Origin of the sequence: Bradyrhizobium sp. ISRA464 (genome assembly GCF_029910095.1) — a bacterium.
GTDB lineage: Bacteria > Pseudomonadota > Alphaproteobacteria > Rhizobiales > Xanthobacteraceae > Bradyrhizobium.
In genome coordinates, this window is sequence record NZ_CP094526.1 from 5,000,977 (window position 1) to 5,016,886 (window position 15,910).

The 15,910-nt window shown below is 63.6% G+C and carries 16 protein-coding genes; 6 read left to right on the top strand and 10 right to left on the bottom strand.

Features of this window, described 5'->3' with window-relative positions; genetic code table 11:
• Window positions 1-87: 87 nt before the first annotated feature.
• The 7 genes from MTX19_RS23615 to MTX19_RS23640 all read right to left on the bottom strand — a co-directional run bounded on the left by MTX19_RS23615 (window position 88) and on the right by MTX19_RS23640 (window position 5,419).
• Window positions 88-540, bottom strand: coding sequence for a hydrogenase (locus tag MTX19_RS23615; RefSeq protein WP_280979528.1), 453 nt, complete (start codon window positions 538-540; stop codon window positions 88-90).
• A 170-nt stretch (window positions 541-710) separates the two neighbouring features.
• Window positions 711-1,181, bottom strand: coding sequence for a hypothetical protein (locus tag MTX19_RS39300; protein WP_348638197.1), 471 nt, complete (start codon window positions 1,179-1,181; stop codon window positions 711-713).
• Complete coding sequence (locus tag MTX19_RS39305) at window positions 1,157-1,438, bottom strand: hypothetical protein (RefSeq protein WP_348638198.1); 282 nt, start codon at window positions 1,436-1,438, stop codon at window positions 1,157-1,159. The genes MTX19_RS39300 and MTX19_RS39305 overlap by 25 nt, the downstream gene beginning before the upstream one ends.
• A gap of 203 nt (window positions 1,439-1,641) precedes the next feature.
• The gene (gene gor, locus MTX19_RS23625) at window positions 1,642-3,027 is read right to left on the bottom strand and encodes a glutathione-disulfide reductase (RefSeq protein WP_280979529.1); all 1,386 of its coding nucleotides are present in this window, start codon (window positions 3,025-3,027) and stop codon (window positions 1,642-1,644) included.
• 168 nt (window positions 3,028-3,195) lie between these two features.
• Window positions 3,196-3,726, bottom strand: coding sequence for a DUF2059 domain-containing protein (locus tag MTX19_RS23630; protein ID WP_280979530.1), 531 nt, complete (start codon window positions 3,724-3,726; stop codon window positions 3,196-3,198).
• A gap of 23 nt (window positions 3,727-3,749) precedes the next feature.
• Window positions 3,750-4,448 (bottom strand): ribose-5-phosphate isomerase RpiA, encoded by a 699-nt coding sequence (rpiA, locus tag MTX19_RS23635; protein ID WP_280979531.1) that lies wholly within the window; start codon window positions 4,446-4,448, stop codon window positions 3,750-3,752.
• 137 nt (window positions 4,449-4,585) lie between these two features.
• On the bottom strand, window positions 4,586-5,419 hold the full coding sequence (locus MTX19_RS23640; RefSeq protein ID WP_280979532.1) for an SDR family NAD(P)-dependent oxidoreductase: 834 nt from the start codon (window positions 5,417-5,419) through the stop codon (window positions 4,586-4,588).
• 86 nt (window positions 5,420-5,505) lie between these two features.
• Between MTX19_RS23640 and MTX19_RS23645 the strand changes: the two genes are divergently transcribed.
• The 6 genes from MTX19_RS23645 (at window position 5,506) to nhaD (ending at window position 11,922) form a co-directional block, all read left to right on the top strand.
• Window positions 5,506-6,186, top strand: coding sequence for an HAD-IA family hydrolase (locus MTX19_RS23645; RefSeq protein WP_280979533.1), 681 nt, complete (start codon window positions 5,506-5,508; stop codon window positions 6,184-6,186).
• Between the two features lie 164 nt (window positions 6,187-6,350).
• Complete coding sequence (locus MTX19_RS23650; RefSeq protein WP_280985488.1) at window positions 6,351-6,854, top strand: hypothetical protein; 504 nt, start codon at window positions 6,351-6,353, stop codon at window positions 6,852-6,854.
• A 242-nt stretch (window positions 6,855-7,096) separates the two neighbouring features.
• Window positions 7,097-8,131 carry a GTP 3',8-cyclase MoaA gene (moaA, locus tag MTX19_RS23655; protein WP_280979535.1) on the top strand — a complete coding sequence of 345 codons (1,035 nt, stop codon included), beginning with the start codon at window positions 7,097-7,099 and terminating at the stop codon, window positions 8,129-8,131.
• Window positions 8,132-8,311: 180 nt separating this feature from the next.
• Entirely contained in the window at window positions 8,312-8,893 is a 582-nt protein-coding gene (locus MTX19_RS23660; RefSeq protein ID WP_280979536.1) for a TRAP transporter small permease subunit, read from the top strand.
• Between the two features lie 31 nt (window positions 8,894-8,924).
• Complete coding sequence (locus MTX19_RS23665; RefSeq protein WP_280979537.1) at window positions 8,925-10,580, top strand: TRAP transporter large permease subunit; 1,656 nt, start codon at window positions 8,925-8,927, stop codon at window positions 10,578-10,580.
• A 64-nt stretch (window positions 10,581-10,644) separates the two neighbouring features.
• On the top strand, window positions 10,645-11,922 hold the full coding sequence (nhaD, locus tag MTX19_RS23670) for a sodium:proton antiporter NhaD (protein WP_280984866.1): 1,278 nt from the start codon (window positions 10,645-10,647) through the stop codon (window positions 11,920-11,922).
• A 69-nt stretch (window positions 11,923-11,991) separates the two neighbouring features.
• Here nhaD and MTX19_RS23675 read toward each other — a convergent pair whose 3' ends face one another.
• The 3 genes from MTX19_RS23675 to dctP form a co-directional block, all read right to left on the bottom strand.
• Window positions 11,992-13,311, bottom strand: a complete 1,320-nt coding sequence (locus tag MTX19_RS23675) for an ATP-binding protein (RefSeq protein ID WP_280979538.1) — start codon at window positions 13,309-13,311, stop codon at window positions 11,992-11,994.
• Window position 13,312: 1 nt separating this feature from the next.
• Entirely contained in the window at window positions 13,313-13,987 is a 675-nt protein-coding gene (locus MTX19_RS23680) for a response regulator transcription factor (protein WP_280985489.1), read from the bottom strand.
• 623 nt (window positions 13,988-14,610) lie between these two features.
• Window positions 14,611-15,699 (bottom strand): TRAP transporter substrate-binding protein DctP, encoded by a 1,089-nt coding sequence (dctP, locus tag MTX19_RS23685; protein WP_280979539.1) that lies wholly within the window; start codon window positions 15,697-15,699, stop codon window positions 14,611-14,613.
• Window positions 15,700-15,910: the final 211 nt, after the last annotated feature.

Genomic DNA, 15,910 nt, shown 5'->3' on the forward strand with positions numbered 1-15,910 from the left:
GTTGTGGGTCGACCGATGCGGATTGCGTCCGCCCGACGGGTACACAAATCATCGAGAGTGTCGGCGCTAACCGCGATGGAAGGCCGGTCACAACCCGCTGTACCGGGAGAGCGGCTTGGCGCCGGCCGAGCTTCGCAGTCCCCAGAGCACGAGTACGGACGCTGCGATAATCGCCGAGCCAATGGCGACGAACCCGGTTGTCACGATCGCTTCTTGCCAAGCCGGCGCGCTGTGCCCTGCCGCCGAGATTGGCGAGAGCGCGGCCGTACCCAGGATTGCGGCCAGCGTCGTCACCACCCAGTTGCCGTACGTGCCCGCAAGCACCGCCCAGTACGCGGCCGCCTTGATGCGTGGTGTCAGGTTCACTTCCTGCCAGACGGCGCCGAGCGCGAGCAGGAACGTGCCGTTCATGACGCCCTCAAGATGCGCCGCGAGTCCCATCCTCACATTGGTGAACTTCTGCTCGACGAGGCCCGTCACCAGGCCAAGAAGAAACAGCGCGATTCCGTGCCACAGCAACTGCCGCTTCTTTCCCTCCATGTCCGTCCCCTGCAAATGATGATGTCAATGCAAGCAAGGCGCGACCGCAGTCAAATCCTAACAGGGCGACCGGCAAGCCGGTCGCCCGATCGATGCATCCCTTTGTCGCAGCATTCGCAAAGCGTGCCGTGCCTGCGTCGGTCCGGCGGGCATGCAGGCGCCGCCTGATCTCAGGTCCCTTTCGGCGGCATCGGGATGATCATCGAGACCCGCCGCTGATACTGGACATAGGCCTCGCCGTGGAATTTCACGAGATCGCGCTCCTCCAGCAAGATGCCGATGAGGATGTAGCCGGTCGTCGCGATTGCAAACAGAAGATGCCCGACCGTCATCGTCGGAGTGGACCAGAAGGCCAGTACAAAGCCCAGATAGATCGGATGGCGAACGAACTTGTAGAACAACGGCGTCCTGAAGCTCGGCGGCTCCGCCACTTGTCCTTGCGAATGGGCGTAAACCTGCTGAAGCCCGAACGGATCAAAATGATTGATGAGGAACGTGCCGAGCAACACGACACCCCACCCGATCCAGAAGATGGCCTGGAGGATCGCAACGCCTGCCGGGGCGCTGACGGACCAGACCTCGGAGGTCAGCGGACGCCATTGCCAGAACAACAGGATCAGGATGAGCGTGGCGAACAGCACGTATGTGCTGCCTCGACGTAAACAGGCACAAATCCCGTCCACCAGCGCTTGAAGCCCTGCCGGGCCATGACGCTGTGCTGTACCGCGAACAGACCGAGCAGCACGACATCGACGATAAACGCTTCCGTGGTCGAGGCTGCTGCGCCACCATGATCGATCGATTTGGGAACGACGATGTTCCCGACGAAGCCGATCGCATACAAGAAAGTTAACAGAAACAGGATGTAAGAAAGCACTCCATAAACCAGCGCGGCCATGAGTCCCTCTCCGTGTCGCCGGGCAGCACACCCTTTGCGCACAACGAGTGCCGCATCGAGGCTGCACCGCCGCCATCATAGGACAACGGGAGGGGCGCGCCAATCGACTTGGCCGAAGTTGTTGGGATAGCTCCCGCGGCCGGACGTCATTGGGCCGCCCCGGCCGCACACGATTTCGGATTTTCGCGATCGCGAGGGAGCGCCTATTCCGCCGCCTGCCGGACGTGGCGCGCCGTCGGGCTACGCATCGTCACCAGCTCTTCGGCGGCGGTCGGATGCAGCGCGATGGTGGCGTCGAAATCGGCCTTGGTCGCCTTCATCTTCACGGCGATCGCGACGGCTTGCGTGATTTCGGCGGCACCATCGCCGACGATGTGGCAGCCGAGCACGCGGTCGCTGGTGCCGTCGACCACGAGCTTCATCAGCACGCGGGTGTCGCGGCCGGACATCGTCGCCTTGATCGGGCGGAAATCGGTCTTGTAGATGTCGACGTGGCTGAACTGCGCCCGCGCCTCTGCTTCGGTGAGGCCGACGGTACCGACTTCGGGCTGCGAGAACACCGCGGTCGGGATCGTCGCGTGATCGACCGCGACGTGCCGCTTGCCGAACACGGTGTCGGCGAAGGCGTGGCCCTCGCGGATCGCGACCGGCGTCAGGTTGGTGCGGTGGGTGACGTCGCCGATCGCGTAGATGTTGTCCACCGAGGTCTTCGACCAGCCGTCGACCTGGATGCCGCCATTGGCCGGGTTGATGGCGACGCGGGCCGTCTCGAGGCCGAGATTGGCGACGTTGGGATGGCGGCCGATAGCGAACATCACCTGGTCGGAGGCGATGCTGGAGCCACTGGAGAGATGCGTGGTGAACCCCTCGCCGTGCTTGTCGACCTTCGTCACCGTGCAGCCGGTGATGATGGTGATGCCGCGCTTCTCCATCTCGGCACGAACATGCTTGCGCACGTCCTCGTCGAAGCCGCGCAGGATGTTGTCGCCGCGGTAGATCACGGTGACGTCGGAGCCGTAGCCGGCGAAGATGCCGGCGAATTCCAGCGCGATGTAGCCGCCGCCCTGGATCACGATGCGCTTCGGCAACTCCTTCAGGCGAAACGCCTCGTTGGAGGAGATCACGTGCTCGATGCCGGGAATGGCCGAACCGTGATTGGGCGCACCGCCGGTCGCGATCAGGACGTACTTCGCCGTGACCGTCTCGCCGGTGGCAAGCCTGATAGTGTGGGCGTCTTCCAGCACCGCGCGGGTCTTCACCACACGGGCGCCGGACTTCTCGACATTGGTGGTATAGGCGCGCTCGAGGCGGGCGATCTCCTTGTCCTTGTTGGCGACGAGCGTCGCCCAGTCGAACGAGACCTGTCCGATGCTCCACCCGAAGCCGGCTGCGTCCTCGATCTCGTCGTGGACGTGGCTGCCGATCACGAAGAGCTTCTTCGGCACGCACCCGCGGATCACGCAGGTGCCGCCCATCCGGTACTCTTCGGCGACCATCACCCTGGCGCCATAGCCGGCCGCGATGCGGGCGGCGCGAACTCCGCCCGAACCACCACCGATGACAAACAGGTCGACGTCGAAATCAGCCATGGTCAAATCTCGGTTTCAGCAATTCCGCCGGAAATCGGCTCGCACAACTCGCTCTCCTCATCCTGAGGAGCCCGCGAAGCGGGCGTCTCGAAGGATGTAGGCCACGGAGGTGGCCTCATGGTTCGAGACGCGCGTTCCGCGCCCCTCACCAGCCCTGGCACAGCGCGATCAGATGTCCTTGCCGCGCTTCTTCATCTCGGCCTTGAACTGGCCCGCGACGATGACACCAAACTGCTGCGCCCACTGCTGCATATAGGTCAGCGAGTCCGTGATTGCCTTGGGCTCGGAGGTCAAAAGCTTATGGCCGAGCGGCGACTTGTAGAACGCCACGAGGTCCTTCAGCTCCTGCTCGGTGAACTCGCTGGCGTAGATCTGCGCCATGCCCTCGCCGATCTCCTTCTCGCGGCCGGCCAGGTTCTTGGCGACGATGACCGCGACCTCGTCGAGGTCCTTCTGGTAGTTGAGATACTGCTGCAGCAGGCCGGTCTTGGTCTTCTCGACGATGCCCGGCACGGCGCCGGCATACATGGTGCCCACGTTCTTCAGCGCCAGGATCTCCTTGGCATAGGCGATCGCCGCGGGAGACGACTGCTTGACCTTTGGCGGTGCGGGCTGCTGCTGCGCCATGGCCGGCGCGGAAGCCAGCGCCAATCCGACCGCAAGGGTGGCAGCCGACAAAAGTCCCGAGAAACGCTTCATTCCAAGTCTCCTTGCTTGCGGCGTCATCGCCGTTCAACAACCCGAATTCCCTGCGCGCCGGCCAGAACGGCGCCGCTCGCCAGCCCGATGAACAGGCCATGCTCGACCACGCCCGGAATCACGCTGAGCAAACCGGCCAGGCGCGGCGGATCGCCGATCCGGCCGAGATGGGCGTCGACGATCCAGTGGCCGCCATCGGTGACAAAAACGTGACCGTCCTTGCCTTTGCGGATGACCATTTCGCCTGAGACACCGGCTTGCGCGAAGGCGCGCGCCATCGCGGCCCTGGTCGCGGCGAGCCCGAACGGAATGACTTCGACCGGCAAGGGAAAGCGGCCGAGCACGTCGACCCACTTGGTGTCATCGGCGATCACGATCATGCGATCACTGGCGGCCGCAACGATCTTCTCGCGCAACAGCGCGCCGCCGCCGCCCTTGATCAGGTTGAGCGCGGGATCGATCTCGTCGGCGCCGTCGACGGTGAGGTCGAGATGGTCGATCTCGTCCAGCGTGGTCAGCGGAACGCCGCAGCGGATCGCATCCGCGCGGGTGACTTCCGAGGTCGGCACACCGATCACCTTCATGCCAGAGCGGACCTTCTCGCCGAGCAGCTCGACGAAATGCTTGGCTGTGGAGCCCGTGCCGAGCCCGAGCTTCATGCCGTCGCGCACCTCTTCGAGCGCGCGCGCCGCCGCCTGGCGTTTCAGTGCGTCCATATCCACGTGCCGATCGAGCCCCTGTGTTCTGCGCCTTGCCGGGGGCGTCCCATCCGCCCGCCCGGCGGGCGCATATCTAGCGTCGTTTTGCGGACAGGAATAGCACCATCAACGGTCCGTCAAACCTATCCCGAGACGGGTTTTCAGTCGGAAAACGCATCGATTGCGGCCAAAATCGCCGCAAAACGGTCCTCGACCTCGGCCCGCATGCCGGGATGGGTGAAAATATAGAGCTGTTCCTCGCGGATTGCGGAAAGGACTCGGGCGGCCACGACCGCAGGATCGAGCCCGGCCTCCAGCTGCCGCGCGATCTCCGCGACCATGGCGGCCGACGGCCCCGCAGGATCGAGCTCGGGGGTCGGCCCGTAGCGTTCAGGGCGGTTGCGCCCGCTCTCGCCGATCCGGGTGCGCACATAGCTCGGGCAGAGCACGCTGACCCCGATGCCGAGCGGCGCGAGCTGCCAGGCAAGTCCCTCCGACATGCTGACGACGGCGAACTTGCTCGCCGAATAGGGACTGAAGCCGAGGCCGGCATTCATCCCGCCCATCGAGGCGGTGTTGACGATGTGGCCGCCCTCGCCGTGCCGGCGGATATGCGGCAGGAAGCTCTTGATGCCGTGCACAACGCCCATCAGGTTGACGTCGATCACCCAGCGCCAGCTCTCGATCGAGATCTGATCGATGCCGCCGCCGGCCGCGACGCCGGCATTGTTGCAGAGAATATGGACATTGCCGAAGGCATGGAATGCAGCGTCCGCAGCGGCATCCATGCTGGCGGGATCGGCGACGTCGCAGACGACGCCGCGGGCCTCCGTTCCGGAGCCGCGCAACGCCTCGACGGCCCGCTCCAGCGGCGCCGATTCGATGTCGGCGAGCATCACCTTCATGCCCTCGCCGGCAAAGGCGGTCACCATCGCCAATCCGATGCCGCTGGCCGCGCCGGTGACAAAGGCAGTCTTTCCGGCGAGTTCCCGCATCACAGCCTCCCTTTTTGCGACACCCCAGCATCTAGTCTTCTATCTACCCTTGCATCGCGGCGCGCTGCCCGATAGCGAAATGCATCATGCCCGCCTCATCTCCCCCCATCATCGTCTTCGATCTCGACGGCACGCTGGTCGAGACCGCACCCGACCTGATCGGTGCACTCAATTATGTGCTCGACCGTGAGGGCCTGCCGCCGGTGCCGCTCGCTTCCGCGCGCAACATGATCGGCGCCGGCGCGCGCAAGCTGATCGAACGCGGGCTGGAGGTGGAGGGACGCGCGGTCAGCGTGGCTGAGCTCAACCGCCTGACAAAGGACTTCGTCGACTATTACGCCGAGCATATCGCCGACGGCTCGCGGCCGTTCGACGGGCTCGAAGCCGCGCTCGACAGGCTCGAAGCGCAGGGCCACCGCTTCGCGGTTTGCACCAACAAGCTCGAATGGCTGTCGAAGCTCCTGCTCGACCGGCTCGGCCTGAGCCCGCGATTCGCCGCGATCTGTGGCGCCGACACGTTCGGTGTCGCAAAACCGGATCCCGCGTTCCTGCGCGAGACCGTCGCCCGCGCCGGCGGCCGGCTCCCGGGCGCGATCATGGTCGGCGACGCCGGGACAGATGTCGGGGTGGCGCGGCGGGCCCAGGTTCCGGTCATCGGAGTCGAGTTTGGCTACACGGATGTCCCCATGGCGGAGCTCAAGCCGGACCGGCTGATCGGCCATATGCGCGACCTTCCGGACGCCGTCGCCAGCCTGTTGACAGCATAAGATTTCCACAAGCAATTGATATTGCTTGGAAATGCTTAGGCATGCGTATTTTTTGTTAACCATCCCTTAATGAACAGGGCCCGCGCTGTTGCGCCCCTGTTCCGACGCCCGTATGGTCCGGGCCGGGGATTGTGGCTGATAGCCGCAGTAGAGTGTGGATCATCATGCGTCGTGTCATCGCGATTGCGGTCGCCGGGTTGAGCCTGGCTGGCTGCTCCTCCTTTTCATTGGATTCGTTCAAGTCGGCACCGCCGCCGATGCAGGTCCAGCTGGATTCTGTGCCACAGGGCGCGGATGCCGTGACCTCGCTCGGACCGGGCTGCAAGACGCCGTGCTCGGTGTCGGTTCCGGCGCCGGAAGCGAATTTCTCCGTCACGTTCAACCTGCCGAAGTACCAGCCGGAGACGGTGCCGGTGACAGTGACCCGCACGCCCGGTGACTTCACCACGCCGGCCACGACCACCCTCGATCCGAGCCCGGTGTTCGCGGAGCTGAAGCCGGCCGGCCCGCCGCCGCGCGCCGCACGCAAGATGCATCCGAAGCGGAAGAAGCCGAAGCCGGCCGCAGCAGCGCCGGCCGCCGCCGGCAACTCGCCATTCCCCGAGCCGAACGCGGCTCCGCCACCCGCATCCGCCGCGCCTCCGCCAGCGGCTGCGCCGACACAATGAGGCAGGACTGCACTGCACAAAAGCCCGGCTCTGACAACAGAGCCGGGCTTTTTGCGTTGGCGGTGCTGCGATCGAGATCCGGCATCGAACGATGTCCCTCACCTATCGTGCGCGAGCTATTTTTGCATGTTGCGGATCATCCCTAGGGACGCATTGTGACGGCGCGCCAACATGCATAGATTGCGAGAGACGGGACCCGCCGGGGCTCTCGTGCGGGGAACAAGGTGCAGGGCCTGAATTGAATGAACGGATCCACGCAGCCGCTTTCTGACACGCTGACCCGTCCGATGACCGATCCGTTCGGCCGGACGATCCGCTACTTGCGCGTTTCCGTCACCGACCGCTGCGACCTGCGCTGCTTCTACTGCATGTCCGAGGACATGACCTTCCTGCCGAAGGCCGATCTCTTGACGCTGGAAGAGCTCGATCGGCTGTGCTCGGCCTTTGTCGCCAAGGGCGTGCGCAAGATCCGCCTCACCGGCGGCGAGCCGCTGGTTCGCCGCAACGTGATGAGCCTGGTGCGCTCGCTGTCGCGCCACCTGTCAACCGGCGCGCTCGACGAGCTGACGCTGACCACCAACGGCTCGCAGCTCGCGCGCTTCGCCAGGGAACTCGCCGATTGCGGCGTCCGTCGCGTCAACGTCTCGCTCGACACGCTGGATGCGGCGAAGTTCCGCGCCATTACCCGCTGGGGCGACATCGACAAGGTGCTCGCCGGCATCGAGGCCGCACGATCAGCAGGGCTCGCGGTCAAGATCAACGCGGTCGCGCTGAAGAATGTGAACGAGGACGAGATCCCCGCCCTGATGGAATGGGCGCACAGCAAGGGGATGGGCCTGACCCTGATCGAGGTGATGCCGATGGGCGACATCGGCGCAGGCCGCATCGATCAGTATGTGCCGCTGTCGCTGCTGCGCGCCAGGCTCGAGACGCACTACACGCTGACCGATCTCGACGACAACACCGGCGGCCCGGCGCGCTACGTCCGCGTCGCCGAGACCGGCGGCAAGCTCGGCTTCATCACGCCGATGACCCATAATTTCTGCGAATCCTGCAACCGGGTGCGGATCACCTGCACCGGCACGCTGCACACCTGCCTCGGCCACGAGGATGCCTCCGACCTGCGCCGGCCGCTGCGCGCCTCGCCCGACAACGACCTGCTCTCGGCTGCGATCGACCGCGCCATCGGACTAAAGCCGAAAGGGCACGATTTCATCATCGACCGCCGCCACAACCGCCCGAGCGTCAGCCGCCATATGAGCGTGACCGGCGGGTAGGGTTACCGGCGCCCGGCCGCAGATCCGGCCGAAATCCCTTTCAATATCAACAAACTTCCGATTGACGGCGGCACTTCCCGCTGGTTTGGTGCGCCGGCTTCAGGCTAGCTCGGCTGGATAGGCCACTGCGCCTCCCGGGCGCGGTCAAGACTGCTGGGGCCCACTTGGGGAGGACTGACGTTGCAATCGCTCTTGAAATTGAGCAGTGGAATCGACGCGTTCACGCGCTTGATCGGCAAACGCCTATCATGGCTGATTCTCGTCGCGGTCATCATCTCGGCAATCAATGCGATCGTCCGCAAGACCCTGGACATGTCCTCAAATTCCTGGCTCGAGCTGCAGTGGGTGCTGTTCAGCATCGTCTTCCTGCTGTGCTCGCCGTGGACCCTGCTTGACAACGAGCACATCCGGATCGACATCGTGAACAACCTTCTGCCGAAGCGCGTGCGTGACGCAATCGACGTGGTCGGGCATGTGTTCTTTCTGCTGCCGCTGTGTGTCGTCATGATCATCACCGGCGGCCCGTTCTTCTGGCGCTCCTATGAAATCAACGAGCAGTCGGGCAACGCCGGCGGACTGCCGCAATGGCCTGCCAAGTCGCTGATCATCATCGCCTTCTCATTCCTGTTCGTTCAGGGCATTTCCGAATTGATCAAGCGTATTGCAGTGATGCGCGGGCTCATTCCCGATCCGCACGCATCCCAGGTGACGGCTATCGAAGCCGAAGTCGAACACCTCGTCGAGGCGATCGAAAAGCGCTGATCGTCGGTCGCGATCGCAGGGGGGACACTGGATGACTGCGTTTCTTATCGAGAATATGGCGCCGATTATGTTCGCGTCGCTGGTGGTCATGCTTCTGCTTGGCTATCCCGCGGCCTTTTCGCTCGGCGCGGTCGGCCTGATCTATGCCGTCGTCGGCATTCAGCTCGGGGAATTCCGGCCGGACTTCCTGCAGGCGCTGCCGGAACGCGTGTACGGCGTGATGAACAACGACACGCTGCTTGCCATTCCATTCTTCACATTCATGGGCCTTGTGCTGGAGCGATCCGGGATGGCGGAGGATCTGCTCGACACGATCGGGCAGTTGTTCGGAACCATTCGCGGCGGCCTTGCCTATGCGGTCGTGTTCGTCGGCGCGCTGCTTGCCGCGACCACCGGCGTGGTTGCGGCCTCCGTGATCTCGATGGGCCTGATCTCGCTCCCGATCATGCTCCGCTATGGCTACGACCGCCGCGTAGCGACCGGCGTCATCGCGGCATCCGGCACGCTGGCGCAAATCATCCCGCCGTCGCTGGTGCTGATCGTGATGGCCGACCAGCTCGGCAAGTCGGTCGGCGACATGTACGAGGGAGCGTTCATTCCAGGACTGGTGCTGGCTGGCCTCTATGCCGGCTACGCCTTCCTCGTCACGCTGATCTTTCCAAAGGCGACTCCTGGCCTGCCTGCCGAGGCCATCGGCTTTCGCGAGAAGGACGGCAGCCGCGGACTGTGGTCGCTCGGCGTCTTGTTCCTGGCGAGCTGCGTGTTCGGTTGGTTCATGATGCGAAATTCGGAAGCGCACGGCGCCGATTTCGTCGTGCTCAGCATGTTCTTCGGCATCCTGTTCGCGTTCTTCGTCGCGGTGGTGAACTGGGTCGTCGACAAGCTTACCGGCTTCCGCTTCCTTTCCGCGATGGCGCAGCAGACCACCTTCGTGATGGTGCCGCCGCTCTTCCTGATCTTCCTGGTGCTCGGCACCATCTTCATCGGCGTTGCGACTCCGACCGAGGGTGGCGCGATGGGGGCCGCGGGAGCCTTGATCCTCGGCGCGTTCAAGCGCCGGCTAAGCTGGAATCTGATCCGTCAGGCCACGGAATCGACCGCGAAACTCTCCGCCTTCGTCGTCTTCATCCTGGTCGGCGCGCGCGTCTTCTCGCTCACCTTCTATGGCGTCAGCGGCCATGTCTGGGTCGAGCATCTCTTGACCTCCCTGCCCGGCGGGCAAGTCGGCTTTCTGATCTTCGTCAACTTCTTCGTGTTCGTGCTCGCCTTCTTCCTCGATTTCTTCGAGCTCGCCTTCATCGTTATCCCATTGCTCGGACCGGCCGCGGAGAAGCTCGGCATCGACCTGATTTGGTTCGGCGTGATCCTCGGCGTCAACATGCAGACCTCTTTCATGCATCCGCCGTTCGGCTTCGCGCTGTTCTACCTGCGCTCGGTGGCGCCCAAGGATTCGTATCTCGACCGCGTGACCGGCAAGCGCATGCAACCGGTCACCACAGGGCAGATCTACTGGGGCGCGGTGCCGTTTGTCGTGATCCAGATCATCATGGTCGGGCTCGTCATTCTGTTCCCCGCGATGGTCATGCACTACAAAGGCGCCGCATCAACTATCGATCCCAACTCGGTCAAGATCGAGGTGCCGCAGATCGACCTGCCGCCGCTGGACTTTGGACAGCCGAAGAACTGAGCGGTCGACGCCGGCCGGCTCCTGAAGCCGGCCGGGCCACCCGCAAGTCCAGGGGATCTCGATGCTGGCCGCCGCAATCGTCGCAATTTTCGTGATCGCCTATGCCGCGATCGCGCTCGAACATCCGATCGGGATCAACAAGTCGGCCTCGGCGTTGCTCGGCGCAGGACTGACGTGGACGGTCTACGCGATCTGGAGCGGCGATCCTGCGCTAATCGATAGGCAACTCAGCGAGTCGGTCTCCTCCACTGCCCAGATCGTGTTCTTCCTGATCGGCGCCATGACGATCGTCGAAGTCATCGACGCCCACAATGGCTTCGAGGTCATCACGTCGCTGATCAACACGAGGAAGCAGGTCACCCTGATGTGGCTCGTGGGCTTCGTGACGTTCTTTCTCAGCTCCGTGCTGGACAATCTGACGACCACGATCGTCATGATCTCCCTGATGCGCAAGCTGCTCGACCGCCAAAGCGATCGCCTGTTCTTTGCTGCGATGATCGTGATCGCGGCCAATGCGGGCGGCGCCTGGTCGGCAATCGGCGACGTCACCACCACGATGCTATGGATCGGTGGCCAGATCACCCCGATTGCGATCGTCAAGGGTGTGTTCCTTGCCTCTTTGATCAATCTTGTCGTGCCGCTGCTTGTCGTCAGCGCGTCGCTGAGAGGAAAAATGGTGGTGGCGCCGGACAGGCAGGCGCAGTCCGCATCGATCAGCGTGTTCGAGCGCAATGTGACCTTCTACCTCGGTCTTGGCATCCTGATCATGGTCCCGGCATTCAAGGCCGTCACCCATCTGCCGCCCTTCATGGGGATTCTGTTTGGTCTCGGTGTCCTCTGGACGATCGGCGAACTGATCCATCGCGACAAGGAAGAGGATGAAAAGAAACGCCTGACGCTGGTTCACGCCCTGACCAGGATCGACATGAGCTCGATCGTCTTCTTCATCGGGATATTGCTGGCGGTGGCCGCGCTCGAGCACACGCATGTTCTCGAAATGCTGGCCAATTGGCTCGACGCCACCTTCGGACGATTGGACGTCATCGTGGTGCTGCTCGGTCTGCTCAGCGCAGTCATCGACAACGTTCCGCTGGTGGCAGCTTCGATGGGCATGTACAGCTTGAACCAGTATCCTCCCGACAGCTTCCTGTGGGAGTTCATCGCCTACTGCGCGGGGACCGGCGGCTCGATCCTGATCATCGGCTCGGCCTCCGGTGTCGCCGCGATGGGCCTCGAGAAGATCGAGTTCTTCTGGTATGTCCGCCGCATAACCGGGCTCGCGCTCCTGGGGTATTTCGGCGGCGCCGCAGCCTACATTGTTCAATACCGGCTGCTTCACTGATCAGCGCAGCTGATCGGCGCAGCCCGACCTGCTCAGGCCCGATTTCGGGAAATCGGACCCGCAAGGCGTTCAGGATGCGACGTCTGCGAGCCGGAAGCTCAGTGTGAACTGGGCGCCGCCCTCAGGCAGATTCTCCACCTTGACCGTTGCCGCGTGGTCGTCGACCACGCCCTGCACGATGGAGAGCCCCAGCCCGGCGCCGTCGGTGCGCCGGCGATCGCCGCGCCAGAAGCGCTGGAAGATCAGGCTCTGCTCGCCCGGCGGAATGCCCGGCCCGCAATCCCGCACCCGGACCGAGCCATCGTCGCGCACCTCGACATCGACGGAGGTCTGGTCCGCGGTGTATTTGATCGCATTCTCGGCGAGGTTGAAGATCGCGCGCTGCAGCATCTCGGCATTGCCCTTGACCGGCACCGGCTCCTCGGTGCCGCGCAGCGCGATATCCTTCTGCCGGGCCAGCGCATAGGGCGCAATCGAACCGACCACCTCGGCGCATACCGCGCGCAAATCGGCGGTCTCGCCGGGATCGAGCACCAGCGTGTCGAGTTCGGCGATCTCCAGCAACTGACTGACGATCCGGCTCATGCTTTCGATGTCGGCATGCAGCTCGTCGGTGCCCTCACCCGCCTTGAGTGTCTCGATCCGGGTCCTCAGGATCGCAAGCGGCGTGCGAAGCTGATGCGCGGCATCTGCCGTGAATTGCCGTTGCACGCGAAAGCCGTCCTCAAGCCGGTCGAAGGCCTGGTTGACGGCCGTCACCAGCGGCAGGATCTCGCTCGGGATCCGCTCCGTCGGCAGGCGGATACCGGTTCGCGCCGGCCCGATGTTCTTGGCCTCATCCGACGCCCGCAACAGCGGCGCCACGGCGCGGCGGAAAATCACGATGTCGGTGGCAAGCAGGAGCAGGAGGATCGGGATCGTGATCCAGCCGACCCGGCGGAAGAAATTGGCGACGATGTCGTCGGTGATCACGTCGCGGTGCGACAGATCCTCGGCGACGTGGATGCGGACGGTCTCCCCTCCGACGTTCCTGATCACGCTCGCACCCGCGATCGTATCGGACGACGTCTGCTTCGATGGGCTGCCGCTGTGCGATGAAAATAGAATGTGGCCGTCGCCATCGTAGATGTCGTAGCGGTAGCGGCCATAGGCCTCGGAATAGAGGTCCTTCAGGCTCTCCGGCAGGTTGAGCGCCACGTTGCCGTCCCGACCGACGGCAAGCTTCTCGCCGAGCACATCGGCCTGGTCGCGCATCGCCTCGCGATGCAACTGGTCGATTTCGGAATTCAGGAGCCAGAGCAGCAGGACCGGCAGGAAAACCGCAGCGATCGCGACCGCGATGATGTGCAAGAACACGATCCGCGAGGTCAGCGACGTAAAGCGGAACACGCTATTTCTCCTCGGCCATCAGGTAGCCGACGCCGCGGATGGTGTGGATCGTGATCCTGGCATTGTGCTCGGCAAGCAGCTTGCGCAGCCGCGACACATAAACCTCGACAGCGTTCGAAGCGACCTCGCCTGCAAGCCCGAAGATGTGGTCCTCGACGTTCTTCTTCGGCACCACCCGGCCCTGCCGTCGCAGCAGGATCTCGAGCACCGAGGTCTCGCGCGAGGAAAAGACGTGGGGCGCGCCATCGATGAATACCTGGCGGCTCTCGGTGTCGTAAGCGAGATTGGCGAGGTTCAGCGAGGAGCCGAGCAACTGGCCGGGGCGGCGCAGGATCGCTTCGAGCCGCGCGACGAGCTCTTCAAGCGCGAACGGCTTGGCGAGATAATCATCGGCGCCGCTGCGCAGGCCGTTGACCCGATCCTGCAGTCCGTCGCGCGCGGTCAACACCAGAACCGGCAGCGGATCGGTCTTGCGGCGAAGCTCCGACAGCACCGACAGGCCGTCGCCGTCGGGCAGGCCGAGATCGAGGATCATGGCGGCATAGGTCACGCTGCGCAGCGCATCACGCGCCTCGGCAACGCTGTGCACAAGGTCGGCCTCGTATCCCGCCGCCATCAACCCGTTGGCGAGCAGGCACGATAGTTCGATGTTGTCCTCGACAATCAGAAGGCGCACCGCAACAATCCTGTCATCATACCAGCTCCCTGTTCGCACACCCGATTGCGGTAAGCCAGCCCCCCGGACGAGCCCGGACGGACCGCCTCGCAGGCAACCGCACCGTGCAAACGACGCGCATTTCAGCGGACCGCATCACACGCGCTCCACACGCTATGCTTCTCTGAGCGGCTCGGACGGCGCATACAAAAATAGATAAGGGCGCTTGCCCTGCAACGGAAATTCGTTGGTTGCCGACGTCGTTGTGCAAAGCGATATAAGGCTGGCGTAACCCGGTCCTGATAACAGGTTCCTGGCCTCGCCGAGACCAGTGCCCCTGCCCGCGCTCCGGTTAGGTTTCGGGTTCTTGTGCGGCCTCTCCAACCCCGGCGCATCAGGCAGGCATCAACCTGCTGAACGCGCAGCAGGTCTATTTCAACGCCGCAATCACCCGCGTGCAGGCGGTGGCGACACCGGGGCGCTGTTCATGGCGCCCGGCGGCGGCTAGCCAAGCGATTGCCCGACCAGCGACTGGCGGACTTGCGTGTTCGAGAGCCGCGTCGCGTCGAAGACGTAGCGGCGGCGAGAAAAAGCCCCGGGACCTTCGCCCCGGAGCCTTTCGCTTCACAAGCGTGCCGCCGCAGTCAGCTCGAAGCGTGGCGCGCCATGAAGTTGTCGTAGCCGACTTCGGCGACCTGGAACCACTGATAGCCATTGCTGGCAAAGCTACTGAGGGACTCGTAGACTTTCTTGAAGTCCGCGTTGCTCGCGGAGACCTCGTTGTGCAGTTCCTTCGCCGCCTTGAACGAAGCCTCCATCACCGGAGCCGGGAAGGCGTGCAGCTTGGCGCCCGCCGCAAGCAGCCGCTTGAGAGCTGGCGGATTTGTCTGGTCGTACTTCGCCATCATCCAGTTGTTGGCGTAGTGACCGGCCTGTTCGAGAACGGACTGATAGTACTTCGGCAGTGCGTTCCACTTGTCGAGGTTGACGAACGACAGCAGCATCGGACCGCCTTCCCACCAACCCGGATAGTAATAGTGTGGAGCGACCTTGACGAATCCCAGCCTCTCATCGTCGTAGGGACCGACCCATTCAGCCGCGTCGATGGTGCCCTTCTCGAGCGCGGGATAGATGTCGCCGCCCGCGATCTGCTGCGGCACCGCACCCAACTTCTGCATCACACGTCCGGCAAAGCCACCGATGCGGAATTTGAGCCCCTTCAGGTCGTCGACGCTGGCGATCGGCTTGCGGAACCAGCCGCCCATCTGACAGCCCGTGTTGCCGGCGAGCAGAGAGGTGACGTTGTACTTCTTGTAGAACGCGTTGAGCATGTCCCTGCCGCCGCCCAGCACGTACCAAGCCTGGTTGATGCGCATGTTCGGGCCGAACGGCACTGCCGAGCCGAAGGTGAAGGTCGGATCCTTGCCAAAGTAGTAGTACGATGCCGTGTGTCCGATCTCGACGGTGCCGTTTTGCACGGCGTCAAGCACCTGCAGTCCGGGAACGATCTCGCCGGCAGCGAATGTCTGAATCTGGAATTTGTTGTCGGTGGCCTCGCCGACCATCTTGGCCATGATCTCGGCACCACCGTACAGCGTATCGAGCGATTTCGGCCAGCTCGTCGGCATTCGCCATTTGAGTTCCGGCATCGACTGCGCGATCGCCGGCGCAGCGATCGTCGCCGCGCCCGCGACACCCAAACCCGTAACCTTGATGAAATCTCTTCGCTTCATTTTGAATCCTGCCCTTTGTGCTTGTGTTCACGCGAGCGGCGACGTTCTGACCGTCCTTACGCTCAGCCTTTTCTTGCCACGACCCGACCAGGGGTCATGCATGCCTTCGTAGCGAGGCTTGGCGGGAGCATGGAACATCCTCTCCCCGAACACCAGACGCAAAAAGCCCGGCCTTCTGGCGAAGGCCGGGCGACTTAAGTCGAAGAGAGGT

What these genes read in the sequence shown, in the direction of transcription:
- MTX19_RS23615 (WP_280979528.1), bottom strand. Translation starts at nt 540, where the DNA reads ATGGAGGGAAAGAAGCGGCAGTTGCTGTGGCACGGAATCGCGCTGTTT.
- MTX19_RS39305 (WP_348638198.1), bottom strand. Translation starts at nt 1,438, where the DNA reads ATGGCCGCGCTGGTTTATGGAGTGCTTTCTTACATCCTGTTTCTGTTA.
- gor (WP_280979529.1), bottom strand. Translation starts at nt 3,027, where the DNA reads ATGGCTGATTTCGACGTCGACCTGTTTGTCATCGGTGGTGGTTCGGGC.
- MTX19_RS23630 (WP_280979530.1), bottom strand. Translation starts at nt 3,726, where the DNA reads ATGAAGCGTTTCTCGGGACTTTTGTCGGCTGCCACCCTTGCGGTCGGA.
- MTX19_RS23640 (WP_280979532.1), bottom strand. Translation starts at nt 5,419, where the DNA reads ATGCGGGAACTCGCCGGAAAGACTGCCTTTGTCACCGGCGCGGCCAGC.
- MTX19_RS23645 (WP_280979533.1), top strand. Translation starts at nt 5,506, where the DNA reads ATGCCCGCCTCATCTCCCCCCATCATCGTCTTCGATCTCGACGGCACG.
- MTX19_RS23650 (WP_280985488.1), top strand. Translation starts at nt 6,351, where the DNA reads ATGCGTCGTGTCATCGCGATTGCGGTCGCCGGGTTGAGCCTGGCTGGC.
- moaA (WP_280979535.1), top strand. Translation starts at nt 7,097, where the DNA reads ATGAACGGATCCACGCAGCCGCTTTCTGACACGCTGACCCGTCCGATG.
- MTX19_RS23665 (WP_280979537.1), top strand. Translation starts at nt 8,925, where the DNA reads ATGACTGCGTTTCTTATCGAGAATATGGCGCCGATTATGTTCGCGTCG.
- dctP (WP_280979539.1), bottom strand. Translation starts at nt 15,699, where the DNA reads ATGAAGCGAAGAGATTTCATCAAGGTTACGGGTTTGGGTGTCGCGGGC.